We start from the raw sequence: 24,499 nt of genomic DNA on the forward strand, positions 1-24,499 counted from the left end.
CAGCCGCGTTGCTAGTTGGAAGCCTGATCCTGCTGATCGGCGTTCCGCTTGGCGCGGGTGCTGGCTTCCTTCAAAGCCTCGGCCACCTTGGTCAACTGGGTGGTGTGGGTTCCGGACCACTCCTCGCGGAACTTGTCCGCGTCCGGCCCCTTCCAGTCGGTGCTGTTCAGCAAGCTGGTGAGATTGGACTTCTGCGTCTCGATCTGTGACGCGCCCTCCTGAAGCTTGCTGCCCAGCTGACGAAGCTGCTGAACGTCTGCACCCCACATGGCCATTGGTTTCTCCTTGTTAGATCGTGGATCCGAACCAGGTCGGCATCCCCCGCGGCCCCCCGGCTCATCCGGAAGATCCATTGCCTAAAACCTACCCCGGTCCGCAAAACAGTGTCGATGGGCAGCCCTGCCCATGCCGGACTCCCCATGGACGGCCGCCCCTGCGGGCCCGCGGAAGGGGTCGATCGCAGGCGTTCCAGAGCCTAGCATGGCTGTATGTGCCGGAATATCCGAACCCTTCACAACTTCGAGCCGCACGCCACGTCCGAGGAGGTCCATGCGGCTGCACTGCAGTATGTGCGGAAGATCAGCGGCAGCACCAAGCCCTCCAGGGCCAACCAGGAAGCCTTTGAGGAGGCGGTCCACGAGATCGCCCACATCACGCAGCATCTCCTTGATTCGCTGGTGTCGCAGGCGCCTCCCAAGGACCGCGAAACCGAGGCGGCCAAGGCCAAGGCCCGCGCCGCCGTCCGGTACGGCGCGGCCTGAACTCCCGGACTACCTGCCTGCGGGCTGCCTGCCGAAGCTCCGCAGCCGCAGCGAGTTGGCCACCACCAGCACCGAACTGGCGGCCATCGCGGCACCTGCGATCATCGGGTTGAGGAGGCCGAGCGCAGCCACGGGAATGCCGACGGCGTTATAGAAGAACGCCCAGAACAGGTTGGTCTTGATGGTGGCCAGGGTCTTCCGCGAGAGCTCGATCGCCTGTGCCACCTGGGCCAGGTCGTTGCCCATCACGGTCAGGTCTGCCGCCTCAATGGCCACGTCCGTGCCGGAGCCCATGGCGATCCCGAGGTCCGCCTGTGCGAGTGCCGCTGCATCATTGACACCGTCTCCGGCCATGGCCACGGTGGCGCCGCCGGCCTGCAGCCTGCGCACCGCCTCGACTTTCCCCTCCGGCAGCACCCCTGAAAAAACGTCTTCCTTGTCAATGCCGACGGCGGCGGCCACCTGGGCGGCGACGGCCGCATTGTCACCCGTGAGGAGGATGGGGCGCAGGCCCAGCGCCTTCAAGCGCGCGACGGCGGCCGCGGAGCCTTCCTTGACGGTGTCGCGCAGGCTGATGATGCCGGCGGGAGTGCCGTCCACAGCAACCCAAATGGCGGTGGCGCCCGTGGCTTCCGCCGCTGACAATGCGGAGCGCTGTTCCTGCGCAATGGTGACGCCGTTCTCCTGCAGCCACCCCGTGCGGCCGGCAGCAACCAGCCTGCCCTCGACGGTTCCCGAAACGCCCCCGCCGGGGGCGGAACGGAAGCCCTGCACGGCCGGGAGGGCGCCGCCGTCGTCCGTTGTGTGGATCCCCTTGGTGCCCCCATGGGCGGCGGCCGCGATAGCCCTGGCCACCGGATGCTCGGACGCCGCCTCCACGGCGCCGGCCAGCCGCAAGACGTCACCCCCCGCGAAGCCCTCGAAGGCCAGCACCGCGTCCACGGCAAGGACGCCGGTGGTGACGGTGCCCGTTTTGTCCAGCAGGATGGTGTCCACCGTCCGGGTGTCCTCCAGGACCTGCGGCCCCTTGATGAGGATGCCCAGCTGGGCCCCGCGCCCGGTTCCGGTCAGCAGGCCAACCGGGGTGGCAAGCCCCAGGGCGCACGGGCATGCGATCACCAGGACGGCGACGGCGGCAGTAAAGGCCGAGCGCAGGTCAGCACTGCTTACGTCGGGTCCCGTAAAGAGGAGCCACAACGCGAACGTCAGCGCGGCGATTCCCAGGACCACGGGAACGAACACGGCGCTGATGCGGTCCGCAAGGCGGGCTATGGGCGCTTTGCCGGTCTGGGCCTGGGACACGAGGCGCGCTATTTGGGCGAGGGTTGTTTCAGAGCCGACACGGGTGGCGCGCACCAGCAGGCGGCCGGACGTGTTGATGGTGGCGCCCGTGACGCGGCTGCCGGGGCCTACCTCCACCGGTACCGATTCGCCGGTCACCAGGGAAGCGTCCACGGCCGAAATCCCGTCTGCCACCACGCCGTCGGTGGCAATCTTTTCACCGGGCCGGACCACCAGGATGTCATCCACCTGGAGCCGGTCGGCCGGGATTCGCTGTTCGGTGCCGCCACGCAGGATGGTGGCATCCTTTGCGCCCAGGTTCAGCAGGGCCTGCAGGGCGTCGCCGGCTTTCTGCTTCGCGTTGGCTTCCAGGTAGCGGCCCAGGAGCAGGAAGGTGGTGACAACGGCCGCCACCTCGAAGTAGAGGCCGCCGGCCTCCATCCCTTCCATCCCCGGGTGTTCCGTCATGCGCGGATCCACCAGCAACTGCCCGGCCGAGAACAGGTACGCGGCCGTCACGCCGATGGAAACCAGGGTATCCATGGTGGACGCCAGGTGCCGCGCATTGATGGCCGCCGCGCGGTGGAACGGCCAGGCCGCCCAGGTCACCACCGGCAGCGCCAGGAGCGCGGCCACCCATCCCCAGTGCGGGAACTGGGCCGCGGGAACCATGGAAATAACGAAGACCGGGACGGTCAGGACTGCTGCCAGGATCAGCCGGGGGCGGAGCTGCGCGGCGCCGCCATGGGCCGCGTGGTCGCCGACGGCGGCCCCGGTTGCGGGCAGCACCTCGGTTCCTCCGCCGGCAGGGTAAGGTGCTTGCGCTGCCGGAGCCTTGCGAAGCGTGGCCTTGTAACCGGCCGCATTGACCGTGTCTACGAGCTGTTGGTCGGTGACCCCGGCCGGAACGGTCACGTGGGCTGATTCGAGGGGGAGGTTCACCGTGGCCTGCACGCCGTCGAGCTTGCCGAGTTTCTTCTCCACCCGGTTGACGCAGGAGGCGCAGGTCATGCCCTCAATATCGAGCTCCACCACCCGGGTGCCGGGCTGGTGGAGAAGGTCCTGGTTGCTCATGCGGATCCCCGTGTCAGTGGTGGTCTTCAGGCTTCATTGGCGACGACCAGGTAGCCGGCCTCCGCCACTGCCTCGCCGATCTCGGAAGGGGAGAGTTCCTTGCTCGAGGTGATGGTCACCGTGGAAATGCCCCCGGCGTTCAGTTCGACGTCCACTTCTTCGACGCCCGCCAGGGCTTCGAGTTCTTCGCTGACTGCGGAGACGCAGTGGCCGCAGGTCATTCCGGACACGCTGACGATGGTGGTGGCGGGGGAGGTGGTGCTCATGGCTTGCTCCTTTGGGGGTGGCCGGCGGTGGCCGGCACGTAATCGGGTAATGGGCGGGTCAGCGAAGCAACCGGCCGATGGCGTCTGCCGCTTCCTTGACCTTGGCGTCTATTGCTTCCGCGCGTGCTGCCGGGTCCGGTTCGGAGGCGGCTCCCACCACGCAGTGGCCGATGTGTTCCTCCATCAGGCCCAGGCTCACCGCATGCAAGGCCTTGGTGACGGCGGATACCTGGGTGAGGATGTCGATGCAGTACTTGTCCTCATCCACCATGCGCGCAATCCCGCGGACCTGGCCCTCAATGCGCCTGAGCCTGCGAAGGTATGCGTCCTTATTGCCGGTGTAGCCGTGCGTCGGCAGGTGCGCCGTCCCGGGCCCGGGCGCAACCGCTTCTTCGATGCTGTCCATGGCATTAGGCTATACCCCTCAGGGGTATTCGATCAAGTACCCCCAGGGGGTATCTTTGCGAAGGTGTCCACGGCCAAAGAAGGCACAAAAAAGCTCCGGAGTGCGTTATTGGGGGATACGCACTCCGGAGCGGCTTTTGGGCAAATCCGGCGCCAATTGCTGTTGGTGCCGGTCTGCTTGAATCAGCTTACTGGCTGGTAGCGCGGACCGCCAGCGCCCCGAATAACTACTTTCGCTTTATTATCCGAGTCACCACGGAGGCCTGATCGGGGCCGGGATGGCGCCGATCACGGCCGGTCTTCATGGGCGGGCATCCGGTAGGGAACCACCAGGACAGGCCTGCTTTGATGATGGCTGAGCCACGCGCCCACCGATCCATTCAGGGCCTCCGCGAGGCGGTGCGAGAACCCCCGCTCCGAGGTGCCCACGATAATCATCGGCGCATTGGTTTCCGCAGCAAGCTGCGAGAGGCCGCGTGCGGGATCTCCGGCCAGTGTCCGCAGTGTCCACTTCACGCTGTCTGCCCCTCCCGGCACGTTTGCCACCGCGGCTTCGATGACTGCTGTGAGTTCCAAGGTCAGGGACCGGATCTCCTGGTCATCCGCCTCCGGATGGAGGGACAGCCGGTGGGCAGAGCGCGCCGGGTCCCACTCCACGAGATAACTGGCCTCGTCCACGTAGGCGCAGACCAGCGGGACGTCCAGCTGCGCAGCGAGGGTTGCAGCAGTCTGCAGGACTTCGGGATGCTGCTTGGGCATGACACCCACCAGGAGCGGGGCCGTGCCGTTGAATCGATCAGACGTCATAGCTCATTGTCCGCCTAGTGAAAGGCCCCTGCACAGGGAGGCGGGCTTCCCGCCGCTAAGAAACCGCAGGTGAGGCGGTGACAACGACGTTTTTCCCCCAGGGATCTTCCGTGTAGCAGCTGATGAGGACCAGGCGGTTGGGCACGATCTCCCAGATGGGGCTGTCCTTCAGGCTGGACTTCACGTAGGTGGTGATGCTGTCCACCTGGTAGGTGATGGTGCCTGAGGCCGTGTCAACCTCGAACCGGTCGCCCACCGCGGCGGCTGAACTCAAGTGATTGAAAGGCGCCTCCGCGCCGTCCCAGCTGTGGCCGATCACATAGGTGGTGTTGGACGAGCCTTTGCCCGGGGTGCCGAAGGGAGTCAGCCAGTAGCCGTCTTTCGTGGCGGGCGGCTCGATGGTCTGGCTCGACTCGGCGGCGCTGTCCGGATCGAGGGGGTGCACGGGCACGTCGAAGCCCGCGGACGGGTACCGGATGCGGCGGGGCTGTGATGCGTCGGGCAGCAGCGGTTCCGGAGCGGCAGCGGCGGGGGATTCCGCAGGTGGCGCAGTTCCTGGTGCGGCAGCGGTTGCGGCGGGCGGCGCCGGCTTGGGGGCCGGAATCCCGGCAGTGGCGGATTCGACGGCACGTCCGGCGAATCCGGAGGCAGGGTGCGGTGGGCTGAACAAGGGCGCGCCAAAGGTAAAGGACAGGAAAGCCAGGACGCCGCACAGGAGAATGGCCAGATCTCCCCGGTCCCAGCCCCGCCGCCGGGGTTTTGTCTCAGCGACGTGCCGGCTTTGGGCCTTTTCCATAATGCTCCCCGATGCTCGAGACGGGACCGGAAGGAAGGCGCCCCGCCGGGCACTGGCGGAACGCCTTCCTTGTCAGGTGGCCGCAATTGCGGCTTGGCCGGCGTCAGCCGCCCAGGGGCTGCGTGCGCGACCTGCGGCGGACCGCGACGGCCGCTCCTGCAGCCATCAGGGCACCCAGTCCAGCCAGCCAGGACGGAGTGCCCTCAGCGCCGCCGACGGCGGTCTGGGCGTTGTAGCCCTGGTTGGTTCCCAGGCTGGTGGCTGCCGGGGCAGCCGCCGGGGCGGCGGCAGGTGCCTGCCGCTGGACGGCAGCCTGGGGTGCGGCTGCCACTGGTGCCGCCGCCGGTGGAACGGCTGCGGGCTGCTCGACGACGGGCGTAACAGCAGGGGGCTCAACCACAGGCTGGTTGACGACCGGTTGTTCGACCACGGGCTGTTCCACCACGATGGGGGGTTCCACGACGATCGGCGGCACAACCACAGGCGGCGTGACCACTACGGGCGCTGCGGGCGCCACGCAATCGTTGGCGTGAACGGCGATTCCCTTCGTGTCCCAGTTCCGTGCGCCCATGCCGTCGTTTGGCGGAACGATGTCATCCAGGTGGAGGTCGTGCCCGTCCAAGGCGCTGACGCCGATGGTGACTGCCTTGTAGAAGCCGCCGCCCTCAGCGTGACAGATGGTGATCTTGTCTTTGGTCTTGTCGCCGGCGGCGGTGGCCGGAGCGGCGACGGTGAACGCCGCGAGCCCCAGCACCCCCAGTGTGGCCATGGTGCGTTTCATGATGATTCTCCCCAGTTCTTTGCCGGAAACGGACCATGCTGAGGAGGAACAGTGCTTGCGCCGAATGCCCCAGCAACACGGTCAGCTTGCTTGAGTTTTCAGGCTAGGCGGGCGCCCCCGGGGCAGTCCTGAGTAGGGGGTACTCGTCTTTTCCCGCCCTCGGCGGGTCCGGTTACTTGCGGGTACCCGCACCACGCAGGGACGACCCGCACCGGCTACCTGCCTTCCAGGGGTGGATCTTGTCCGCGGGTGCCGCCGGGCCTAACGTTGAAGCAGACGAAAGGTGCGTGGAGTCATGGAAATCTTCATGTGGTGGCTGGACCTGGACCTGGCAAGTAAGGAATGGCTGCGGGAAAACCTTCGTGCCGAGGAATTGCCCCTTTCGGTGCTCCAGGGGATTGCGGAAGCAGGCGGTCCGCATCCGGAGAATCCTGCGGCAGTCCTCACCGAGGCTGACTGGGATTTCATTGAGACGCAGTCGGAGTTCGTGGACTAGCAGTCCCGTGTGCCGGCCCGGCAGCAAGAAAACCGTTGCGGGCTGCCTTGGGCGGTGGTTGCATGGTGGGCATGGCAACCACCGAGAGTTTTGTCCTTGCAATCGGGACCAAGAAGGGCTTGTGGCTTGCCACGAGCGGGGACCGGCGCCAATGGTCCTTCACCGGCCCGCATTTCCTGATGAGTGAGATCCCCAGCATCGGGATAGACACCAGGGAAGGCCGGACCCGGATCATGGTGGGCGTCCGCAGCGAACACTGGGGGCCCACCGTAGCCCACTCGGATGACCTCGGAGCCAGCTGGTCGGAGCCGGAGCAGGGCGCCGTCAGGTTTCCGGAGGATACCGGCGCAGCGCTGGAGCGCATCTGGCAGATTTACCCGGACGCGGAGTCCCGCCCCGGCGTCGTCTGGGCGGGGGCGGAGCCCATTTCCGTGTGGAAGTCAACGGATGGCGGTGAACACTTCGAACTGAACCGGGGTCTCTGGGACCATCCCCACCGCAGCGAGTGGGGTGCCGGGTACGGCGGCGCCGCCGCGCACTCCATCGTGGTCCATCCCGCGGGGGAGACGGTCCATGTGGCCATGAGTACCGGAGGTGTTTACAGGTCGCTCGACGGCGGCACCTCCTGGGAGCCGCGCAACCGCGGCATTTCCGCCTACTTCATGCCCGACCCCAACCCGGAGTTCGGCCAGTGCGTGCACAAGATCGCCGCGGATGCCGCCGTCGACGGGCGCCTGTACGCCCAGAACCACCACGGCGTCTACCGCACGGATGACAACGGGGAGAGCTGGAACTCCATTGCGGAGGGGCTGCCCGCCGATTTCGGCTTTGTGATGCTGACCCATCCCCGCCGCGAGGGCACCGCATGGGTTGTTCCCCTGAAGGCTGACGGCGAACGCATCCCGCCGGGCGGCGAACTGGCAGTCCACCGCACGGACGATTCCGGCAGCACCTGGAAGAGGCTCAGTAATGGCCTGCCTACACGGGAGTACAACAGTGTGCTGCGTGATGCTGCGTCCGTGGACACCGCGGAGCCGGCAGGGGTCTACTTCGGGACCCGCGGCGGAAGCGTCTACGCCAGCGCTGACGAGGGTGAGGTGTTCCAGGAGGTGGCGTCCCACCTTCCCGATGTGCTGTGTGTCCGGGCAGCCGTGGTTGCCGGTGGCTGACAATAACGCACGGCACATCACTGTGGTGCTCCCCAGTGTCCTGCATCCGCTGGCCGGCGGGCAGTCGGTCCTGACTGCGCCCGCCGACGGGCCGGTGACGGTGGGAAAGCTGCTGGATGCGGTGACCTCGGACTTCGCGGTGCTCGCCCGGCGGCTCCGCGACGAGACGGGCGCGCTGCGGCGTTTCGTGAATGTCTACGTGGGCGGAGACGAGGTGCGGCGGCTGCAGGGCCTGGACACCGAGGTGGCTCCGGGCCAGGAGGTGCTGGTCATCCAGTCCGTGGCCGGAGGCTGAGCGGGCGGGCAGGGGGCGTCCGTTGCGGCGGGCAGCCCTTACTGGCTACGCCCGCGGCAACGGCATCCGGCTGGGGTCAGGCCACCCGCCAAACACTGCATTCGTCCGTATTGATGGCTTTGCGCAGGCCGGTGAGCCGGTCCAGGATCCAGACGACGCCGATGCCCGGTGCCGTTTCCTGGACGCGGCCGCGGCGGATCACCACGTCGTCGTAGGAGGGCCCGACGGAAAGGCGGGCTTCGATCTCGTCGCCGCGGTGGAGCTGGTCCAGGGCGCGGACTCTGGTCACATGTGGTGTCGCTTTCTGCTTCATGGCGTGGCCTCCTGGCTGGGGCTGGTGCCGGCTCTTGCCTGCAGAATCAAGTGTGCCCAAGCAATGTTGCGCCCGCGTTTCCCCTCGGTTAGGCGCGGGTTAGCTTTTCGCGCCGGAGCTGTTTCCCCTACGGCAGTTCCAGGCTGGTGCGGTAGGCCGCCAGGAACGTGGAGATCCGCCGCACGGCCTCCCGGATATCCAGCACGGACGGAAGGATCACGAACCGGAAGTGGTCCGACGCCGGCCAGTTGAAGGCCGAACCGTGCGAGACAAGGATTTTCTGGTCCTGCAGCAGGTCCAGGACAAATTGCTCGTCGCTGCTGATGGGGTAGAGCTCCGGATCCAGCCGGGGAAACAGGTACATGGCTCCAGCCGCAGGCACGCATGTCACGCCGGGGATGGCCGTCAGCAGTTGGTGGGCAAGGTCCCGCTGTTCGCGGAGCCTGCCGCCGGGCCGCACCAGCGCCTCGATGCTCTGGTAGCCGCCCAGGCAGGTCTGGATGGCGTGCTGGGCCGGGACATTGGCGCACAGGCGCAGGGAGGCAAGCAGTTCCAGTCCCTCCCGGTAGGCGGCGGTTGCGGCGAGCGGTCCGGTGACTGCCACCCAGCCGGCCCGGTAGCCCGGCATCCGGTAGGCCTTGGACAGGCCGCTGAACGTCAGGCAGCAGACGTCCTCCGCCACAGCGGCAGTGTGGATGTGTTTGGCGTCCTCGTACAGCACCTTCTCGTAGATCTCGTCGGAGAACAGGACCAGGTGGTGCTTGCGGGCCAGCTCCGCGAACTGCGCCAGGATGTGGCGCGGGTAGACGGCGCCGGTGGGGTTGTTGGGGTTGATGATCACAATCCCCTTGGTGCGGCTGGTGATCTTGGCTTCCACGTCGGCCATGTCCGGCCACCAGTTCTCCGCCTCGTCGCAGAGGTAGTGCACCGGCTTGCCGCCGGTCAGGGTGACGGCGGCCGTCCAGAGAGGGTAGTCCGGTGCCGGCACCAGGATCTCGTCGCCGTTCTCCATGAACGCCTGCAGGCACATTGAAATGAGCTCGCTGACGCCGTTGCCGATGAAGACGTCCTCCACGCCAATCTGCATCAGGCCGCGGGTCTGGTAGTACTGCGAGATCGCCGTGCGCGCCGTGAAGATGCCCTTCGAGTCGCTGTAGCCCTGGGCACCGCGCAGGTGGTGGATCATGTCCACCACCACGGACTCCGGCGCCTCCAGCCCGAACGGTGCGGTGTCCCCCAGGTTCATCTTGAGGATCCGGTGCCCCTCCGCCTCCATGGCTTTGGCGGCCCGCAGGATGGGCCCGCGGAGTTCGTACCGCACGTTCTGGAGCTTGCTGGAGTGTTGCATGGGGCGCATGGTTGATTTTTTCACAAACGGACGACGCCGGCGCACGGCTAGGGTGCCGGCCGATCGCCCTTGCGGTGCAGGCGGAACCAGCGGTAACCGTAGCGTCCCAGCCCAACCGTGAAGCCGCCGTCGGGATCCAGCGCTGTGTTGTCGCCGTCGAACAGGTCCAGCAGGACAGCGTCCCTGAACGCATTCCGCGGCCCGTCCTCCGCGCCCACCGTGCCCCTGACCTTCACGGGCTCCTCCCCGAAGTTGTGCAGCAGCACCAGGGTGCCGCCGTCCGAGCTGAGCGTGTGGGCGAAGACGGCCGGCTCCGGCTGGTCGATGAGGGCGAACTTGCCCCAGCCCAGCTCCGCCGATTCGCGGTAGCGGCGGATCAGCGTGACCATGAAGTTGAACAGCGAACCGGGGTCCCGCTTGGCTTTGGCGGCATTCAGGTTGTCCGGGCCATACTCGCCCCGGACAACGGGCGCCACGAGTCGGGACACGTTGGCGGTGGAGAACCCGCCATTCTTTTCGTCATTCCATTGCATCGGGGTGCGCACGGCGGCGCGGCTCTTCTGCCGCAGGTCCTCGCCCATCCCGATCTCCTCGCCGTAGAACAGCACCGGTGTGCCGGGCAGGGAGAACATCAGCGAGTACACCATCCTGATGCGTTCCTGGTCGCCGCCGAGCATCGGGGGTAGCCGCCGGCGCAGCCCGCGCCCGTAGATCTGCATGTTCTTCTCGGGCCCGAACGCCGCGAAGACCTCTTCGCGCTCGCCGTCGGTGAGCTTGTCCAGGGTGAGTTCGTCATGGTTGCGGACGAACATGGCCCACTGGTTGTCGGGGTGGAGCGGTGGCCGGCTCTTCAGGGTTTCGGCCAGGGGACGGGCGTCCTGGCGGGCCAGCGACAGGTAGATGTGCTGCATGGACATGAAGTCGAACTGCATGTTCAGCTCGTTGCCCTCGGGGCCGCCGAAGTACTCCACCTGTTCCTTGTAGGGCAGGTTCACCTCGCCCAGCAGGACCGCGCTCCCGTTCCGGCGGCTGACGAAACTCCGCAATGCTGCCAGGTATGCGTGCGGATCCAGGTTGGCGGCCTCGTCCCTGGGCTGGCCCCGGGTTTCCAGGAAGAAAGGCACCGCGTCCAGGCGGAACCCGTCCAGGCCCAGCTCAAGCCACAGGCCCATGGCCTTGGCGATTTCATTCCGCACCGATTCGTTGGTCACGTTCAGGTCAGGCTGGTGTTTGGCGAACATGTGCAGGTACCACTCGCCGGTAGCGTCGTCCTGGGTCCAGAGTGAGTTCTCTTCGCCCGGGAACACTACCTCGGAGGACGTATCCGGGGGAGTGTCGCTCCGCCACACGTAGTAGTCCCGGTACCGGTTGTCCGTGGATTGCCGGGCCTCGACAAACCAAGGGTGCTGGTTCGAGGTGTGGTTCACCACAAAGTCCGCGATGACCCGCATGCCGCGGTCCTTGGCGGCCCTGATGAACTCCACCAGGTCCCCCATGGTGCCCAGCCGCGGATCCACGGTGAAGAAATCCGTGACATCGTAGCCATCGTCCCGGTCCGGCGAGGGGTAGAAGGGCATCAGCCAGATGCAGGTCACGCCCAGGGCGGCCAGGTAGTCCACGCGCTGGGTGAGGCCGGCGAAGTCCCCGGTGCCATCGCCGTCGTCATCAAAGAACGTCTCGACGTCCAGGCAGTACACCACTGCGTTCTTCCACCAGAGGTCCGAGGTTTCGGCGATCCTCATGCCGGAGCCTGTGCCTGCGCCTGGAGCCGCGAGCCGTGCACCTGTGGAAGGACCTCCGCGCCGAACGCATCAATGAACGGCGCCTGCTCCTGCCCCACGAAGTGCAGGTAGAGCTCGTCGAAGCCCAGGTCGGAGTAGCCGGCCAGCCACTCGGCGTGCTGGCCCAGGCTCGCCGAAACGTTGACGGCCTTGCGGACCTGTTCCTCGCCCACCTGCCCGCTGACGCCGTCGAAATGCCCGGCTGTGGGGAGGTCCCACGGGACAGGCGGGGCGAAGGTGTTGGTCCGCCACTGGTCCAGGGCGATCGCTGCCGCATCCTGTTCACGGGGCGCCCAGGACAGATGGACCTGCAGCACGGCTTTGCCGAGGCCGCCGTTGTCCCGGTAGGCGGCCAGCATGTCCTTGAGCTTGGCTGCCGGCTGGTTGACGGTGACCAGGCCGTCCGCCCAGACGGCGGCGCGGCGGGCGGTGTCCACGCTGATGGCAGGGGCGATCAGGGGTGGCGGGGAGTCCGGCACATCCCAGATCCGGGCCTGCTCCACGGTGACCAGGCCGTGGTGCGTTACGTCCTCGCCCCGGTGGAGCCGCCGGATCACCTCAACGCATTCCTCCAGCCGGCGCTGCCGCGTTTCCTTGGGCGGCCACGCGTCGCCGGTGATGTGCTCATTCATGTTCTCGCCGCTGCCGGGTGCCATCCAGAACCGGCCCGGGAACATGCTGGCCAGCGTGGCGGAAGCGTGGGCGATGATGGCCGGGTGGTAGCGCTGGCCAGGCGCCGTCACCACTCCAAACCGGAGGCCGGTGGTGGCCAGCGCGGCCCCCAGCCAGGACCAGGCAAACCCGGAATGCCCCTGCCGGGCAGACCACGGCTCGATATGGTCCGAGCACATGGCGGCATCGAATCCTGCCCGTTCCGCGTGCTGGACGTCTTTAAGCAGTTGCCCGGGACTGATCTGTTCGTGCGAGGCGTGGAAGCCGACAGTAACCATCGTTAACCTCTACCGTCCGGGGAGGTGTTGTGTCGAGGGGTCGCGGGGCTTCCTGTGTCCAGGGGGCGCGGCGCCTTTCCGACCGCCGGTCACTTGTCAGATAACTTTGGACTTGTAGTACTGCGCTGCCCCGGACTCGCGCGCAGGCCGCGGAAACGGAAGGAAGTACCCCTGTGGGCGGTGTGCTGATCGGCCTGGCGGTGATCGGCGTCGTCATTGCGGTGGGGTACATCGCCGCACGGTGCGGCCTGGGCGGTGAGCACACTGTCTCCGCACTGACCCGCACTGCCTTCTTCATCACCAACCCCGTCCTGCTGTTTACCGTGGTGCTGGAATCGGACCTCACCGTGGTGTTCTCGGCCTATGTGCCGCTGGCGCTGATCACGGCAGCCGCCACCGCACTGCTGTACGTGCTGGCCAGCCGGCTGTGGTTCCGGCGGCCGCTGGCGGAAACCGCCGTGGGCGCAATGGCCAGTTCCTATGTCAACGCGAACAACATCGGCATCCCCATCACGCTGTATGCCCTGGGCGATGCGACCCCCGTGGCGCCGGTGCTGCTGGTCCAGCTGCTCCTGTTCGCCCCGCTGGTCCTCACCCTGCTGGACCTATCCGCGGCCGGCCGGGTCTCGCCGCGCCTGCTGCTCACCCAGCCCTTCCGGAACCCCATGATCATCGCATCCCTGCTGGGGGTGGTCCTCGCAGCGTTCCGTGTGGAACTTCCGGAACCCGTGATGGCACCGCTGGCACTCCTGGGCGGAGCCGCCGTCCCCGTGGTGCTGCTGGCCTTCGGCATGTCCCTGCACGGGACCCGGATGCTCCAAAGCGGCGGCCACACTGCGGAAATCCTCACTGCCACCGCGCTGAAGTCCGCGGTGATGCCCGTGGTGGCCTTCGTCGTCGGCCGCTTTCTCTTCAACCTGGACCAGCACATGCTCCTGGGCGTGGTGCTGATGGCGGCGCTGCCTTCGGCCCAGAACGTGTTCCTGTTCGCCGCGAAGTACGGGCGGGGCGTTGCGGTGGCCCGGGAAACCATCCTGCTGTCGACGGCGGCCGCGGCCCCGGCACTGCTCCTCATTGTGTGGCTGCTGGCCGGCTGAGCGCCGGTCTTCCGGAAGCGGCTGCCGCCCGGCAAGATGGGGCACATGGAACTTCCCGTGATGCCGCCGGTCCCGCCCATGCTTGCGAAGGCCGTCAGCGGCATTTATGGTGTTGCAGGAAGCGGGGAGTTCAGTTATGAACCCAAGTGGGACGGGTTCCGGTCCATCATCTTCCGCGACGGCGATGAGCTGGAGATCGGCAGCCGCAACGAAAAGCCCATGACCCGCTACTTCCCGGAACTTGTTGAGGCGCTGAAGGAGAACCTGCCGCCACGCTGCGTGGTGGACGGCGAGATCATCCTGATCGGTTCCTCCGGCGACCGGCTGGATTTCGACACCCTCCAGCAGCGCATCCACCCCGCCGCCAGCCGGGTGAAGCTGCTCGCGGCGCAGACGCCGGCCTCCTTCGTGGCGTTCGACCTGCTGGCCCTGGGAGACGACGACTACACGGGCCGGCCCTTCACGGAACGGCGGGCGGCGCTTGAGAAGGCTCTCGCCGGCAGCAAGGCCCCGGTCCACCTCACCGCCGCCACCACGGACAGGGACACGGCGGAGCAGTGGTTCCGGCAGTTCGAGGGTGCCGGGCTGGACGGCGTGGTGGCCAAGCGCCTGGACGGCAGGTATGAGCCGGACAAGCGTGTGATGTTCAAGACCAAGCACGAGCGCACCGCCGACTGCGTGGTGGCCGGTTACCGGCTGCACAAGAGCGGGCCGGACGCCATCGGATCCCTGCTGCTGGGCTTATACAAGGACGACGGCGGCCTGGCCAGCGTGGGCGTGATCGGCGCCTTCCCCATGAAGCGGCGGCAGGAACTGTTTGAACAGCTCCAGCCGCTGGTCACCGATTTTGACGACCATCCGTGGGCTTGGGCGAAGCAGGAGGAGGGGGAACGGACCCCGCGGAACGCCGAAGGCAGCCGGTGGAGCGCGGGCAAGGACCTGTCCTTCGTCCCGCTGCGCCCGGAACTGGTGGTGGAGGTCCGCTACGACCACATGGAGGGCGAAAGGTTCCGCCACACGGCCCAGTTCAACCGCTGGCGGCCGGACCGGGACCCGGAATCCTGCACCTACGCGCAGCTGGAGGAGCCGGTCAGCTTTGACCTGGCCTCGGTGCTGGAGACCGGCCGGCCGTAGTTGCTGCGAGGTTGCTGCCGAAACAGCCCACTTATAACCAGTAAAGGCCCGCCATTCCGGGGAATGGCGGGCCTTCCGGTCCCAAAACCGGGCTGGTGCGTTACTTCAGGCCGAGCTGCTTGGTGGGGGTCCTGAAGGATTCCTTGGCCGTGAGGGCGGAGACGACCGCGACGGAGCAGATGACGCCGGTAAAGATGCTGATCTGGACCCACCCGCCGGGCTTGATGCCGCCCATGGCCGCGACGATCGCCGGGGCGAAGCCTGCCATCAGGAAGCCCAGCTGGGTGCCGATGGCCAGGCCGGAGAAGCGCACCTTGGTGCTGAACATCTCGGCGTAGAAGGACGGCCAGACGGCGTTGGAGGCTGCGTAGCCGCAGGAGAAGAAGCCGATGGCTGCCAGGAACATCAGCGGCACGCTGCCGGATTCCAGGCTGAGCAGGAACACGGGGGTCAGCGCGGCACTGGCCACGGCACCGTAGATGAACACCGGCTTGCGGCCGATCTTGTCAGCGAGCATGCCGAAGAGCGGCTGGGTGCCCAGTGCCACCAGGTTGGCGCCGACGACGAGCCACAGCGTGGTGGTGCCGTCCACGCCGGCAACCGTCTTGGCGTAGCTGATGGCGAGGGTGCCGAACACGGTGGAGACGGCGGCGATGAAGGCGCAGCAGATGACGCGGAGGACGTCGCGCCAGTGGCCCTTGAGGAGGTCGGCGACGGGGAGCTTGGAGATCTGCGCGGACTTCTGTGCTTCCTCGAAGGCCGGCGGCTCGTGCAGGGTGCGGCGGATGAAGAAGGCAACCACCACGACGACGGCGCTCAGCCAGAAGGGGACGCGCCAGCCGATGCCGTACTTGATCTCGTCCGGAAGCGCGAGCACGGGGATGAAGACGAGGGCGGCGAGGATCTGGCCGCCCTGGGTACCGGTGAGGGTCCAGGAGGTGAAGAAGGAGCGGCGGTTGTCCGGGGCGTGCTCCAGCGTCATGGAGGAGGCGCCTGCCTGCTCGCCGGCGGCGGAGAGGCCCTGGCAAAGCCGGGCCAGGACCAGCAGGGCCGGAGCCCACCAGCCAACGGTGTTGAAGTCCGGAAGGCAGCCGATCAGGAAGGTGGAGGCACCCATCAGCAGGAGGGTGAACATCAGGACCTTCCGGCGGCCCACCCTGTCGCCGAAGTGGCCCAGGATGACGGCGCCAACCGGCCGCGCCACGTAGGCGAAGCCGAAGGTGGCGAAGGACATGATGGCCGCGTTCGCGTCAGCATTGGGGAAGAAGACCGTGGGGAAGATCAGGGCTGCGGCGGAACCGAAGATGAAGAAGTCGTAGTATTCGACGGCGCTGCCCAGGAAGCTGGCGAGGGCTGCCTTCTTCGGCGTCCCGGCCGGGGCGGCGATGCCTGGCTCAGTGGACGGAAGTAACTGGCTCATGGAGTTCCTTAGATGTGACGACTTTGTCGCGGATGGATCAGGGGGCTCGCAGCCGGCGCGGCCTGGGGTAGGGGCTTGGCCCGGCACGGCTGGACGGTTGGGAAAACCCGAACAGTAGCCACATGGTGGGAGCTACTTGTGCGATACAGCAATGATGGCTGTGAGTGGAGTCACTTGTCAAGAAAATAATCATCATCTAGAAATAGCTCTCACTATGTGGCAACATCGAGGTATGAGTGTGAATCAAACCACAGCTGACGACGACGCAGCTGTCGACATCAAAGAGGACGCCAAGGCGGCCAAGGCGGACCGTACGGACATGGTGGGCAAGGCCTTGGGCCTCCTGGTCCTCCTGGGCGACGAGCCCCGCGGCGCGAGTGCCGCGGAAATCTCCCGCCGTGCGAACCTGCCCTTCAGCACCACCTACCGCCTGCTGGGATCGCTGACGCGGGACGGGTTCGTTGATTATGAACCGGACGGGCGCCGGTACCACCTGGGCCTGAGGATCTTCCAGCTGGGCCAGCGGGTCTCGAACCACCACGGCTTCGCAGGAACGGCCATGCCGGTTTTGCGCCGGGTGACCGAGCAGACGGGTGAGGCAACCATCCTGAGTGTCCGGGACGGCCACCACCACCTGACGGTGAACAAGGTGGACGGTCCGCAGATGTTCAGGGTCACCAGCGACCCCGGACACCTGGGCTCCCTCTCCACTACCGCCGTCGGCAAGGCCCTGGTGGCCTTCGCGGAGGATGCCGAGCGGGAAAAGCTGTTGGCGGAGCTTCCGCTGGAGCGGTTGACGGAGAAGTCCATTACGGACCGCGACGCCTTCCGCGCCGAAATCGAGAAGGTCCGGGCCCAGGGGTATGCGGTGATGGATGAGGAGAACGAGGCCGGCATGCGCGCCGTCGCGGTCCCGCTCCTCAACTCCCAGGGCCACGCGTTCGCCTCGCTGGCCACTGCCGTTCCTGTCTTCCGCCTGAGCCTTGAAGGCCTGGAGGCGCACGTTCCCCTGCTGCAGGAGGCCGCGGCGGAACTGGCCGCGCGCCTTCCGCAGCGGTGAGCCAGGGCGTGCCCCATCGCACGAATACCGCAGATTCAGGCCCATCTGTTCGTATGTAGAACAAGAGTGCGAGAAGTGAACATTTGTTATATCGTTATTCCAGTCACCTGCTGGCGGCGTGTGCCCGAGGGCAACGCCGGCCGCCCGGTGCCGTATCAAAGGAGCTGCACGGATGAGTAATCGAACTGAGTCCTACCTCGTGGGACTGGTCGGCGACGGCGTGATGCCGTCACTCACCCCGCCCATGCACGAACGCGAAGGTGATGTGCAGGGACTGCGCTACCTTTACCGGCCCATCGACCTCCTGGAACTGGGCCTTTCCGGGGAATCCGTGGGAGAGCTCCTCAAGAGCGCCCGGAACCTCGGCTTCAATGGCCTGAACATCACCCACCCCTGCAAGCAGCTGGTCCTGCAGCACCTGGATGAGGTTTCTCCGGACGCCCGCCGGCTGGGCGCCGTCAACACCGTGGTGATCGAGGACGGCCGGTTCGTCGGCCACAACACCGACTTTTCCGGCTTTGCCGCCGCACTGGCTTCCGGCCTCCCTGCCGCAAAGCTGGACCGAGTGGTGCAGCTGGGTGCCGGCGGTGCCGGTTCCGCCGTCGCCTACGCCCTGCTCTCCGCCGGTGTCCGCCACCTGGACCTCGTGGACATGGACGCCGCCCGCGGTGCCGCCCGGGCCGCTGAACTGGCCGGCTTCTTTCCGGACAGCACCGTGACGGCACGGACGACGACGGAGCTGCCGCGGCTGATGCCCTTGGCCGACGGCCTGGTGCACTGCACCCCCGTGGGCATGGCCGCCCACCCCGGCGTTCCCCTCGACCTGGACCTGCTGGAGCCCCGGCACTGGGTGGCGGACATCGTCTACCGCCCCATCGAGACCGAACTTGTCCGCGGCGCCCGCGCCAAGGGCTGCGACGTGCTGGACGGCGGCCGCATGGCCGTGGGCCAGGCCGCCGACGCCTTCCGCATCTTTACCGGCCTCGAAGCGGACCCGGACCGCATGCGCAGCCACTTCCTGGAACTTGTGGCCGCAGAGGAGGTGGCTGCCTGATGCGCACCGGAATTGCCACCGTCTGCCTCTCCGGCACGCTGAAGGAAAAGATGCAGGCCTGCGCCATCGCGGGCTTCGACGGCATCGAGATCTTCGAACAGGACCTGGTCACTTCGCCGCTGAGCCCCGAGGATGTGCGGAAGATGGCCGCAGACCTCGGTCTGGGACTGGACCTCTACCAGCCGTTCCGGGATTTCGACGGCGTCACCCCGGACCTGCTGAAGGCCAACCTTCGGCGTGCTGAAGCGAAGTTCAAGCTGATGTCCCGGCTGGGCATGGACACCATCCTCGTCTGCTCGAACGTGGCTACGGCCACCATCGACGACGACGACCTCCGCGCCTCCCAGCTCTCCGAACTCGCGGAGCTGGCAGGGGAGCACGGCATCAGGGTCGCCTACGAGGCCCTGGCCTGGGGCAAGTACGTCAATGACTACGAGCACGCCTACCGCCTGGTGGAGATGGTGGACCACCCCAACTTCGGCACGTGCCTTGACTCCTTCCACATCCTCTCCCGCGACTGGGACACCGCGCCCATCGAGAAGATCAACGCGGAGAAGATCTTCTTTGTCCAGCTGGCGGACGCCCCCAAGCTCTCCATGGACGTCCTGTCCTGGAGCCGCCACTACCGCGTGTTCCCCGGCGAAGGCCAGTTCGAGCTCGCCAAGTTCATGGGCCACGTGGTCCGTGCCGGCTACGCCGGCCTGGTCTCGCTGGAAGTCTTCAACGACGTCTTCCGCCAGTCCGACGTCGACCGCACGGCCGTGGACGCCATGCGGTCGCTGATCTGGCTGGAGGAACAGAGTGCCAAATGGCTGTCAGGCACCGCGGAAGCCGCAGGCGGCAGCAGTGCTGCCTCCCGCCGTCGTTATCCCATGGAACTGGCCACCCTGCCCAAGGTGAACGAACCGGCCGGCTTCAATTTCGCCGAGGTCAAGGCGGACGACACCGTGCAGCTTGAGAAGCTCCTGGGGCAGCTCGGCTTCGAATTCGAGGGCCGGCACCGCACCAAGGACGTCCAGCTGTGGACCATGGGCCAGGCCCGCGTGATCATCAACGAGCAGGCGGCATCACACGCCGAGCCGTCCATCGCCGCGCTGGGTTTCGACGTCGATTCCCCCGTGATTGCCTCGGCCCGCGCGCAGCAGCTGAAGGCGCCCGTGGTGGCCCGCAAGGTCCAGGCGGACGAGGAAGTATTCCAGGGCATTTCCGCCCCGGACTCCACTGAGATCTTCCTGTGCCAGGGTAGTCCCGACGGCACGGCCGCATGGACGCATGAGTTCGGCGAGGGGCTGGAGCACCCGCGGGTGGCGCGGAACGCGGTCATTGACCATGTGAACCTCGCCCAGCCGTGGCAGCACTTCGACGAAGCCGTCCTCTTCTACACCAGCGCCCTGGCACTGGAACCGCAGCCGTTCGCCGAAGTCCCCAGCCCCAGCGGGCTGGTGCGCTCCCAGGTCATGCAGACGTCCGACGGCGCGGTGCGGCTGGTGCTGAACCTGGCGCCGGTGCAGCAGGCCGCCGGGCAAGGTACCCAGAGCGTGCCCAAGACTTACCAGGAGCACATCGCCTTCGCCGTGGACGACCTCGTGGCCGCCGCCAGAGCCGCCCGTGACCGGGGGCTGGAATTCCTGCAGATCCCCGCGAACTACTACGAGGACCTGGACGCCCGCTTCGACCTCGAACCCGGATTCCTGGCCACCCTCAAGGACCTCAACCTCCTGTACGACCACGATGCCGACGGCGAATTCCTCCACTTCTACACGGCCACCGTTGGCAGCGTGTTCTTCGAAATGGTGGAACGCCGCGGCAACTATGACGGCTACGGGGCACCCAACGCCCCGGTCCGCCACGCAGTGCAGTACGACTCGCTGCACCGCACCTGAGCAGCACTGCCTGTACACCTGACAACCGCCCAAACCGAAAACCAGAAAGGAGCCAGCCGTGCCGGAAGACATCAACGCCGAGCTTGAAACGGACGAGTCTGTGCCGCCCGCCGAGCCCAAGGCAGCCCACCTGCCCCTGGACCTCGCCATCGAAACCCAGGCTGACCTCAGTGCGGAGATCAGTGCCCTGGGCGAGGCCTATGCCCGGGCCCTCAAAGACGGTGCGCCCGCCGAGACCCAGCCCCGGCTGGACTACCCGCCCTACCGCTCCAGCATCCTGCGGCATCCCACCAAGAGCCTGCAGCATGCGGACCCGGAGACCATCGAACTGTACTCCCCGGCCTTCGGGCACCAGGACGTCCATGCACTGGAATCGGACCTGACCATCCAGCACAACGGCGAGCCGCAGGGTGAGCGCATCATCGTGTCCGGCCGGGTCCTGGACGGCGACGGCCGCCCGGTGGCCGGCCAGCTGGTGGAGATCTGGCAGGCCAACTCCTCCGGCCGCTACATCCACAAGCGTGACCAGCACCCCGCGCCGATCGATCCCAACTTCACCGGCATCGGCCGCTGCATCACCGGCCCGGACGGCTCCTACCGGTTCATCACCATCAAGCCCGGCGCCTACCCGTGGAAGAACCACCTGAACGCCTGGCGCCCGGCGCACATCCACTTCTCCCTGTTCGGCACGGAGTTCACCCAGCGCATCATCACCCAGATGTACTTCCCCGGTGACCAGCTCTTCCCGCTGGACCCGATCTACCAGACCATCGTGGACCAGGATGCCCGCGACCGGCTGGTGGCCACATACGACCACAGCCTCACCGAGCCCGAGTGGGCCCTGGGCTACAACTGGGACATCGTCCTGACCGGGCCCAAGCGCACCTGGACCGAAAACGAGGCGTTCGGTACCGCAGGCGACAGCAATGAAGAGGCAGGGGAATAGGCAGATGAGCAACCAGACCAAACTTGTTCCGACCCCCGGCCAGACCGTCGGTCCCTTCTACGGCTACGCCCTGCCCTTCGAGAAGGACAACGAGCTGCTGGCCCCGGGTTCACCCGGCTCCATCCGGCTCCAGGGCACGGTGTACGACGGCGCCGGACACACCATCCCCGACGCCATCCTGGAAATCTGGCAGCCCGACGCCCAGGGCAACGTGGTCCAGAAGACCGGGTCCCTGGTCCGCGACGGCTACACCTTCACCGGGTGGGGCCGCGGCGCCGTGGGCAACTCCGGCGTCTTCACCTTCACCACGGTCAACCCCGGTCCCACCAAGCCGGGCGCGGCACCGTTCATCTCCGTGGCGCTCTTTGCCCGCGGCCTGACCAACCGGCTGTTCACCCGCATCTACCTGCCGGAAGACACCGGGGCGCTGGCCAGCGACCCCCTGCTCAGCTCCCTGGATCCGGAGCGCCGCAAGACACTCATCGCCCGCCGCGACCCTGACGGCGGCCTCACCTGGGACATCCGCCTGCAGGGTGAGGGCGAGACCGTCTTCCTGGACTTCCAGTGACCGGAGCCGCCGGCCTGGGAGATACGGCCGCCTTCGGAGGAGAGGGCGACGCCGGACTGCTGAGCCCCGTCTCGGCGTCGCCCCTTGTGGCGGCGCTGACCGGGGACCGCGCAGTCCTGGCAGCGATCCTCGCCGTCGAGTCCGGCTGGGCCGCCGTGCTGGAGAAGGAGGGCCTAGCACCTGCCGGTGCCGCCGCCGTCGTGTCCGCTGCCGCGGAACCCGGCCGGTACAGCGTGGCCGCCATCGCCCGGCGTGCCCAGGGCGGCGGCAACCCGGTCATCCCGCTGCTTGCCGACTTGCGGAAGCAGGTTGCCGCGCTGGATGCCGCCAATCTTGGGGCGGGGGAAGCCGTGCATACCTCCCTGACCAGCCAGGACGTCCTGGACACCGCCCTCATGCTGGTGGCCCGCAACACCGCGGCGGCGCTGCTGGGTGACCTGAAACGCACGACGGCGGCGCTCGCGGCCCTGGCGGAACGGCATGCGGATACGTTGTGCGTGGGCAGGAGCCTGACGCAGCATTCCCTGCCCTTCACGTTCGGACTGCGGGCCGCACAGTGGTTCCAGGGCACGGCTGCCGCAGGCCGGCAGCTGGCGGGCCTGGACTTCCCGGTCCAGTTCGGCGGCGCGGCGGGCACCCTCGCGGCTGCCACTGTACTGACCCGCGGTTCAGCTGCCACCCCCTTCGGGCTCGCCGATGCCCTGGCCTCCCAGCTCGGCCTGGCCACGGCCCCTGCACCGTGGCACACCAACCGGCTGGCCGTGACGTCGCTGGGCAACGCCCTGGCCGCGGTGCTGGACGCCTTCGGCAAGGTCGCGGCGGATGTCCTGTTCCTGAGCCGTCCCGAGGTCGGCGAGCTGGCTGAGCCGCGGGCCGCCGGCCGGGGGGTCTCTTCCGCCATGCCGCAGAAACAGAACCCCGTGTTGTCCGTGCTGGTCCGCAGCGCCGCGCTGCAGGCCCCGGCCCTGGCCGCCCAGCTGCACCTGGCCGCCGCCAACTTCAACGACGAACGCCCGGACGCCGCGTGGCACACCGAGTGGCCCGCCCTTCGGCAGCTCCTGGCCCTGTCCCTCGGGGCCGCCGGCCACGTCCGCGAGCTGGCCGAGGGCCTCCAGGTGTTCCCGGACGCCATGCGCCGGAACCTGGACCTCGCCGGGCCGCTGCTTTTGGCTGAAGGCGTGGGTGCGGCTGTTGCCCCGCTGCTTCCGGACAAGGGCGGGCTCAGCGGAAAGCAGCAGCTCCAGGCCGTGGTGGACCAGACGCTCCAGGCCCCGCCCGCGGAGCAGGCCGCCACGTACCGCAAGCTGCTCCGCGAGGCGGTCCCCGCCGGGGTCCTGAGCGACCTTCGGCTGGAGGAAATCCTCAACCCCGCCAGCTATCTCGGCGAGGCCCCGGAAATCGCGCGGCGGATCCTGGCCGCGTATCCGGACTTTGCCGCCAATCCACCTGCAGACACCGAACCGAATGGAGCTTCCCGTGGCTAAGCCAGCCCTGAAGGCAGCGCTGCTGTCCCCCCAGCGACCCCTCGGAGACCATCCGTTGGTGGTGGCCGGTCCGTCACTGGGCACGTCCACCATTCTTTGGAATCGCACCGCTTCCTTGCTGGGGAACGACTATGACGTGGTGGCCTGGGACCTGCCCGGCCACGGCGTCTCGCCCGCCGCCACCGAAACGTTCGACGTCGGCGCGCTGGCTGACGCCGTGGTGGACCTCGTTGATTCCATCGCCCCCGGCGCATCCTTTCACTACGCCGGCGTCTCGCTGGGCGGCGCCACCGGCCTGCAGCTGGGCATCAAGCACGGGGAACGGCTCAAGAGCCTGTCCGTGCAGTGCAGCGGCGCGAAGCTGGGCACCCCGGAGGGGTGGCTCGAGCGCGCCGAAACCGTGCGCAGCCAGGGCACGCCGGTGATGATCCAGGGATCGGCCGAGCGCTGGTTCGCGCCGGGCTTCATGGAGCGCGAGCCCGAGCTCAGCAGCCGGCTCCTGCACGCCCTGCGCGACGCCGACCGCTTCAGCTATGCGTTCTGCTGCGAGGCGCTCGCGGCTTTTGACGTGCGTGACGAACTGGGCAGCATCCGGGTGCCAACCCAGGTCATAGCCGGCGCGCTGGACGGGGTGGCCCCGCCGTCGTCCGCGGAGGAAGTGGCCGCAGGCATCACCGCCGGCGGCGGCACTGCCACGGCTGTCACGCTGGAGGGCGTGGCGCACCTGGCCCCCGCCGAGGCGCCTGCCCACGTGGCAGACCTGATGCGCAGCCTCATCTCCTGGGCAGAATCGCGGGGAGCAGGCGCATGAGCGGCTTCGAACAGGCGGGCGCGGAGCGTCACGGCGTGGTCCAGCCGGACGCCACCAGCCGGGACATTTACGACGGCGGCATGGTTGTCCGCCGCGAGGTCCTGGGCGATGCGCACGTGGACCGGGCCAACGCCAACAAGGACGAGTTCACCGAGGACTTCCAGGACATGATCACGCGGATCGCGTGGGGCGGCATCTGGACCCGGCCCGGCCTTTCCCGCCAGATGCGCTCCGCCGTCACCATCACCGCGATGGTGGCGCACGGGCACTGGGAAGAGCTGGCCATGCACATCCGGGCCGCCGTCCGGAACGGCCTCAGCAGGGACGAAATCAAGGAAATCCTGCTCCAGACGGCCATTTACTGTGGCGTCCCCTCGGCGAACACGGCCTTCAAGACAGCCCAAGAGGTCTTCCATGCAATGGACAGCACTGCACTGGACAACGCCGCAATGGACAACGCTGCAACGGACAACACACACACCGACGAACCCCAACCCAACTAGGTAGCGCGAAGTGTCG

The 24,499-nt window shown here is 67.4% G+C and carries 26 protein-coding genes; 14 read left to right on the top strand and 12 right to left on the bottom strand.

What is annotated here, in order from left to right:
• Positions 1-11: 11 nt before the first annotated feature.
• Positions 12-275, bottom strand: coding sequence for a WXG100 family type VII secretion target (locus tag GK109_RS10335; protein ID WP_157240220.1), 264 nt, complete (start codon positions 273-275; stop codon positions 12-14).
• A gap of 213 nt (positions 276-488) precedes the next feature.
• Here GK109_RS10335 and GK109_RS10340 point away from each other — a divergent pair, with 213 nt between their 5' ends.
• On the top strand, positions 489-761 hold the full coding sequence (locus GK109_RS10340) for a DUF2277 domain-containing protein (RefSeq protein WP_157240222.1): 273 nt from the start codon (positions 489-491) through the stop codon (positions 759-761).
• A 9-nt stretch (positions 762-770) separates the two neighbouring features.
• On the opposite strand, the gene GK109_RS10345 is transcribed toward GK109_RS10340, so the two are convergent.
• The 6 genes from GK109_RS10345 to GK109_RS10370 form a co-directional block, all read right to left on the bottom strand.
• Positions 771-3,116: a cation-translocating P-type ATPase gene (locus GK109_RS10345; protein WP_157240223.1), complete on the bottom strand. Its 2,346-nt coding sequence runs from the start codon at positions 3,114-3,116 to the stop codon at positions 771-773.
• A gap of 26 nt (positions 3,117-3,142) precedes the next feature.
• On the bottom strand, positions 3,143-3,382 hold the full coding sequence (locus GK109_RS10350; RefSeq protein WP_157240224.1) for a heavy-metal-associated domain-containing protein: 240 nt from the start codon (positions 3,380-3,382) through the stop codon (positions 3,143-3,145).
• Positions 3,383-3,440: 58 nt separating this feature from the next.
• Positions 3,441-3,788 (bottom strand): metal-sensitive transcriptional regulator, encoded by a 348-nt coding sequence (locus GK109_RS10355; protein ID WP_157240226.1) that lies wholly within the window; start codon positions 3,786-3,788, stop codon positions 3,441-3,443.
• A 287-nt stretch (positions 3,789-4,075) separates the two neighbouring features.
• Positions 4,076-4,594, bottom strand: coding sequence for a universal stress protein (locus GK109_RS10360; protein WP_157240228.1), 519 nt, complete (start codon positions 4,592-4,594; stop codon positions 4,076-4,078).
• 55 nt (positions 4,595-4,649) lie between these two features.
• The gene (locus tag GK109_RS10365) at positions 4,650-5,390 is read right to left on the bottom strand and encodes a class F sortase (RefSeq protein ID WP_157240229.1); all 741 of its coding nucleotides are present in this window, start codon (positions 5,388-5,390) and stop codon (positions 4,650-4,652) included.
• 103 nt (positions 5,391-5,493) lie between these two features.
• Entirely contained in the window at positions 5,494-6,171 is a 678-nt protein-coding gene (locus GK109_RS10370; protein WP_157240231.1) for a hypothetical protein, read from the bottom strand.
• A 295-nt stretch (positions 6,172-6,466) separates the two neighbouring features.
• On the opposite strand from GK109_RS10370, the gene GK109_RS10375 reads away from it, so the two are divergent.
• From GK109_RS10375 to GK109_RS10385, 3 genes are all read left to right on the top strand, one after another.
• Positions 6,467-6,667 (top strand): hypothetical protein, encoded by a 201-nt coding sequence (locus tag GK109_RS10375; RefSeq protein WP_157240233.1) that lies wholly within the window; start codon positions 6,467-6,469, stop codon positions 6,665-6,667.
• A gap of 62 nt (positions 6,668-6,729) precedes the next feature.
• Complete coding sequence (locus tag GK109_RS10380) at positions 6,730-7,836, top strand: exo-alpha-sialidase (RefSeq protein WP_157240235.1); 1,107 nt, start codon at positions 6,730-6,732, stop codon at positions 7,834-7,836.
• Positions 7,796-8,131: a MoaD/ThiS family protein gene (locus GK109_RS10385; protein WP_157240237.1), complete on the top strand. Its 336-nt coding sequence runs from the start codon at positions 7,796-7,798 to the stop codon at positions 8,129-8,131. The genes GK109_RS10380 and GK109_RS10385 overlap by 41 nt, the downstream gene beginning before the upstream one ends.
• A gap of 76 nt (positions 8,132-8,207) precedes the next feature.
• Here the strand turns inward: GK109_RS10385 and GK109_RS10390 are convergent, their stop codons facing one another.
• From GK109_RS10390 to GK109_RS10405, 4 genes are all read right to left on the bottom strand, one after another.
• Positions 8,208-8,444 carry a hypothetical protein gene (locus GK109_RS10390; RefSeq protein WP_139030984.1) on the bottom strand — a complete coding sequence of 79 codons (237 nt, stop codon included), beginning with the start codon at positions 8,442-8,444 and terminating at the stop codon, positions 8,208-8,210.
• A gap of 127 nt (positions 8,445-8,571) precedes the next feature.
• The gene (locus GK109_RS10395) at positions 8,572-9,801 is read right to left on the bottom strand and encodes a pyridoxal phosphate-dependent aminotransferase (RefSeq protein WP_157240238.1); all 1,230 of its coding nucleotides are present in this window, start codon (positions 9,799-9,801) and stop codon (positions 8,572-8,574) included.
• A 38-nt stretch (positions 9,802-9,839) separates the two neighbouring features.
• Positions 9,840-11,534 (bottom strand): alpha-amylase family protein, encoded by a 1,695-nt coding sequence (locus GK109_RS10400; protein WP_157240240.1) that lies wholly within the window; start codon positions 11,532-11,534, stop codon positions 9,840-9,842.
• Positions 11,531-12,523 (bottom strand): TIGR03885 family FMN-dependent LLM class oxidoreductase, encoded by a 993-nt coding sequence (locus GK109_RS10405; protein WP_157240242.1) that lies wholly within the window; start codon positions 12,521-12,523, stop codon positions 11,531-11,533. Before GK109_RS10405 ends, GK109_RS10400 begins: the two co-directional genes overlap by 4 nt.
• 173 nt (positions 12,524-12,696) lie before the next feature.
• Between GK109_RS10405 and GK109_RS10410 the strand changes: the two genes are divergently transcribed.
• Together GK109_RS10410 and GK109_RS10415 are read left to right on the top strand one after the other, a co-directional pair.
• Complete coding sequence (locus GK109_RS10410; RefSeq protein WP_370460526.1) at positions 12,697-13,620, top strand: AEC family transporter; 924 nt, start codon at positions 12,697-12,699, stop codon at positions 13,618-13,620.
• 45 nt (positions 13,621-13,665) lie between these two features.
• On the top strand, positions 13,666-14,754 hold the full coding sequence (locus GK109_RS10415; protein WP_157240245.1) for an ATP-dependent DNA ligase: 1,089 nt from the start codon (positions 13,666-13,668) through the stop codon (positions 14,752-14,754).
• 100 nt (positions 14,755-14,854) lie between these two features.
• Here GK109_RS10415 and GK109_RS10420 read toward each other — a convergent pair whose 3' ends face one another.
• Positions 14,855-16,174 (bottom strand): MFS transporter, encoded by a 1,320-nt coding sequence (locus GK109_RS10420; protein WP_157240247.1) that lies wholly within the window; start codon positions 16,172-16,174, stop codon positions 14,855-14,857.
• A gap of 232 nt (positions 16,175-16,406) precedes the next feature.
• Here GK109_RS10420 and GK109_RS10425 point away from each other — a divergent pair, with 232 nt between their 5' ends.
• From GK109_RS10425 to pcaC, 8 genes are all read left to right on the top strand, one after another.
• On the top strand, positions 16,407-17,234 hold the full coding sequence (locus GK109_RS10425) for an IclR family transcriptional regulator (protein ID WP_197432444.1): 828 nt from the start codon (positions 16,407-16,409) through the stop codon (positions 17,232-17,234).
• A 172-nt stretch (positions 17,235-17,406) separates the two neighbouring features.
• A complete protein-coding gene (locus GK109_RS10430; RefSeq protein ID WP_157240249.1) occupies positions 17,407-18,288 on the top strand; it encodes a shikimate dehydrogenase in 882 nt (293 codons plus the stop codon).
• Positions 18,288-20,171, top strand: coding sequence for a bifunctional sugar phosphate isomerase/epimerase/4-hydroxyphenylpyruvate dioxygenase family protein (locus GK109_RS10435; protein ID WP_157240250.1), 1,884 nt, complete (start codon positions 18,288-18,290; stop codon positions 20,169-20,171). The genes GK109_RS10430 and GK109_RS10435 overlap by 1 nt, the downstream gene beginning before the upstream one ends.
• Positions 20,172-20,229: 58 nt before the next feature.
• Positions 20,230-21,117 carry a protocatechuate 3,4-dioxygenase subunit beta gene (gene pcaH, locus GK109_RS10440; protein ID WP_323057988.1) on the top strand — a complete coding sequence of 296 codons (888 nt, stop codon included), beginning with the start codon at positions 20,230-20,232 and terminating at the stop codon, positions 21,115-21,117.
• Between the two features lie 4 nt (positions 21,118-21,121).
• Entirely contained in the window at positions 21,122-21,685 is a 564-nt protein-coding gene (gene pcaG, locus GK109_RS10445; protein ID WP_157240252.1) for a protocatechuate 3,4-dioxygenase subunit alpha, read from the top strand.
• Positions 21,682-23,169, top strand: coding sequence for a lyase family protein (locus GK109_RS10450; RefSeq protein ID WP_370460527.1), 1,488 nt, complete (start codon positions 21,682-21,684; stop codon positions 23,167-23,169). The genes pcaG and GK109_RS10450 overlap by 4 nt, the downstream gene beginning before the upstream one ends.
• On the top strand, positions 23,162-23,980 hold the full coding sequence (locus tag GK109_RS10455; RefSeq protein ID WP_370460528.1) for an alpha/beta fold hydrolase: 819 nt from the start codon (positions 23,162-23,164) through the stop codon (positions 23,978-23,980). The genes GK109_RS10450 and GK109_RS10455 overlap by 8 nt, the downstream gene beginning before the upstream one ends.
• The gene (gene pcaC, locus GK109_RS10460) at positions 23,977-24,483 is read left to right on the top strand and encodes a 4-carboxymuconolactone decarboxylase (protein WP_157240257.1); all 507 of its coding nucleotides are present in this window, start codon (positions 23,977-23,979) and stop codon (positions 24,481-24,483) included. The genes GK109_RS10455 and pcaC overlap by 4 nt, the downstream gene beginning before the upstream one ends.
• Positions 24,484-24,499 lie beyond the last annotated feature (16 nt).

The sequence above is a fragment of the Pseudarthrobacter sp. GA104 genome (assembly GCF_009741265.1).
Taxonomy (GTDB): Bacteria; Actinomycetota; Actinomycetes; order Actinomycetales; family Micrococcaceae; genus Arthrobacter.

Excerpts from the sequence above, each read along its gene's own strand:
- GK109_RS10380 (WP_157240235.1), top strand. The coding sequence starts at position 6,730 with ATGGTGGGCATGGCAACCACCGAGAGTTTTGTCCTTGCAATCGGGACC.
- GK109_RS10390 (WP_139030984.1), bottom strand. The coding sequence starts at position 8,444 with ATGAAGCAGAAAGCGACACCACATGTGACCAGAGTCCGCGCCCTGGAC.
- GK109_RS10375 (WP_157240233.1), top strand. The coding sequence starts at position 6,467 with ATGGAAATCTTCATGTGGTGGCTGGACCTGGACCTGGCAAGTAAGGAA.
- GK109_RS10340 (WP_157240222.1), top strand. The coding sequence starts at position 489 with ATGTGCCGGAATATCCGAACCCTTCACAACTTCGAGCCGCACGCCACG.
- GK109_RS10365 (WP_157240229.1), bottom strand. The coding sequence starts at position 5,390 with ATGGAAAAGGCCCAAAGCCGGCACGTCGCTGAGACAAAACCCCGGCGG.
- GK109_RS10405 (WP_157240242.1), bottom strand. The coding sequence starts at position 12,523 with ATGGTTACTGTCGGCTTCCACGCCTCGCACGAACAGATCAGTCCCGGG.
- GK109_RS10420 (WP_157240247.1), bottom strand. The coding sequence starts at position 16,174 with ATGAGCCAGTTACTTCCGTCCACTGAGCCAGGCATCGCCGCCCCGGCC.
- GK109_RS10370 (WP_157240231.1), bottom strand. The coding sequence starts at position 6,171 with ATGAAACGCACCATGGCCACACTGGGGGTGCTGGGGCTCGCGGCGTTC.
- GK109_RS10425 (WP_197432444.1), top strand. The coding sequence starts at position 16,407 with ATGAGTGTGAATCAAACCACAGCTGACGACGACGCAGCTGTCGACATC.
- pcaC (WP_157240257.1), top strand. The coding sequence starts at position 23,977 with ATGAGCGGCTTCGAACAGGCGGGCGCGGAGCGTCACGGCGTGGTCCAG.
- GK109_RS10345 (WP_157240223.1), bottom strand. The coding sequence starts at position 3,116 with ATGAGCAACCAGGACCTTCTCCACCAGCCCGGCACCCGGGTGGTGGAG.
- GK109_RS10360 (WP_157240228.1), bottom strand. The coding sequence starts at position 4,594 with ATGACGTCTGATCGATTCAACGGCACGGCCCCGCTCCTGGTGGGTGTC.
- GK109_RS10435 (WP_157240250.1), top strand. The coding sequence starts at position 18,288 with ATGCGCACCGGAATTGCCACCGTCTGCCTCTCCGGCACGCTGAAGGAA.
- pcaG (WP_157240252.1), top strand. The coding sequence starts at position 21,122 with ATGAGCAACCAGACCAAACTTGTTCCGACCCCCGGCCAGACCGTCGGT.
- GK109_RS10415 (WP_157240245.1), top strand. The coding sequence starts at position 13,666 with ATGGAACTTCCCGTGATGCCGCCGGTCCCGCCCATGCTTGCGAAGGCC.
- GK109_RS10335 (WP_157240220.1), bottom strand. The coding sequence starts at position 275 with ATGGCCATGTGGGGTGCAGACGTTCAGCAGCTTCGTCAGCTGGGCAGC.
- GK109_RS10355 (WP_157240226.1), bottom strand. The coding sequence starts at position 3,788 with ATGGACAGCATCGAAGAAGCGGTTGCGCCCGGGCCCGGGACGGCGCAC.
- GK109_RS10395 (WP_157240238.1), bottom strand. The coding sequence starts at position 9,801 with ATGCGCCCCATGCAACACTCCAGCAAGCTCCAGAACGTGCGGTACGAA.
- GK109_RS10350 (WP_157240224.1), bottom strand. The coding sequence starts at position 3,382 with ATGAGCACCACCTCCCCCGCCACCACCATCGTCAGCGTGTCCGGAATG.
- GK109_RS10430 (WP_157240249.1), top strand. The coding sequence starts at position 17,407 with ATGAGTAATCGAACTGAGTCCTACCTCGTGGGACTGGTCGGCGACGGC.
- GK109_RS10400 (WP_157240240.1), bottom strand. The coding sequence starts at position 11,534 with ATGAGGATCGCCGAAACCTCGGACCTCTGGTGGAAGAACGCAGTGGTG.
- GK109_RS10385 (WP_157240237.1), top strand. The coding sequence starts at position 7,796 with ATGTGCTGTGTGTCCGGGCAGCCGTGGTTGCCGGTGGCTGACAATAAC.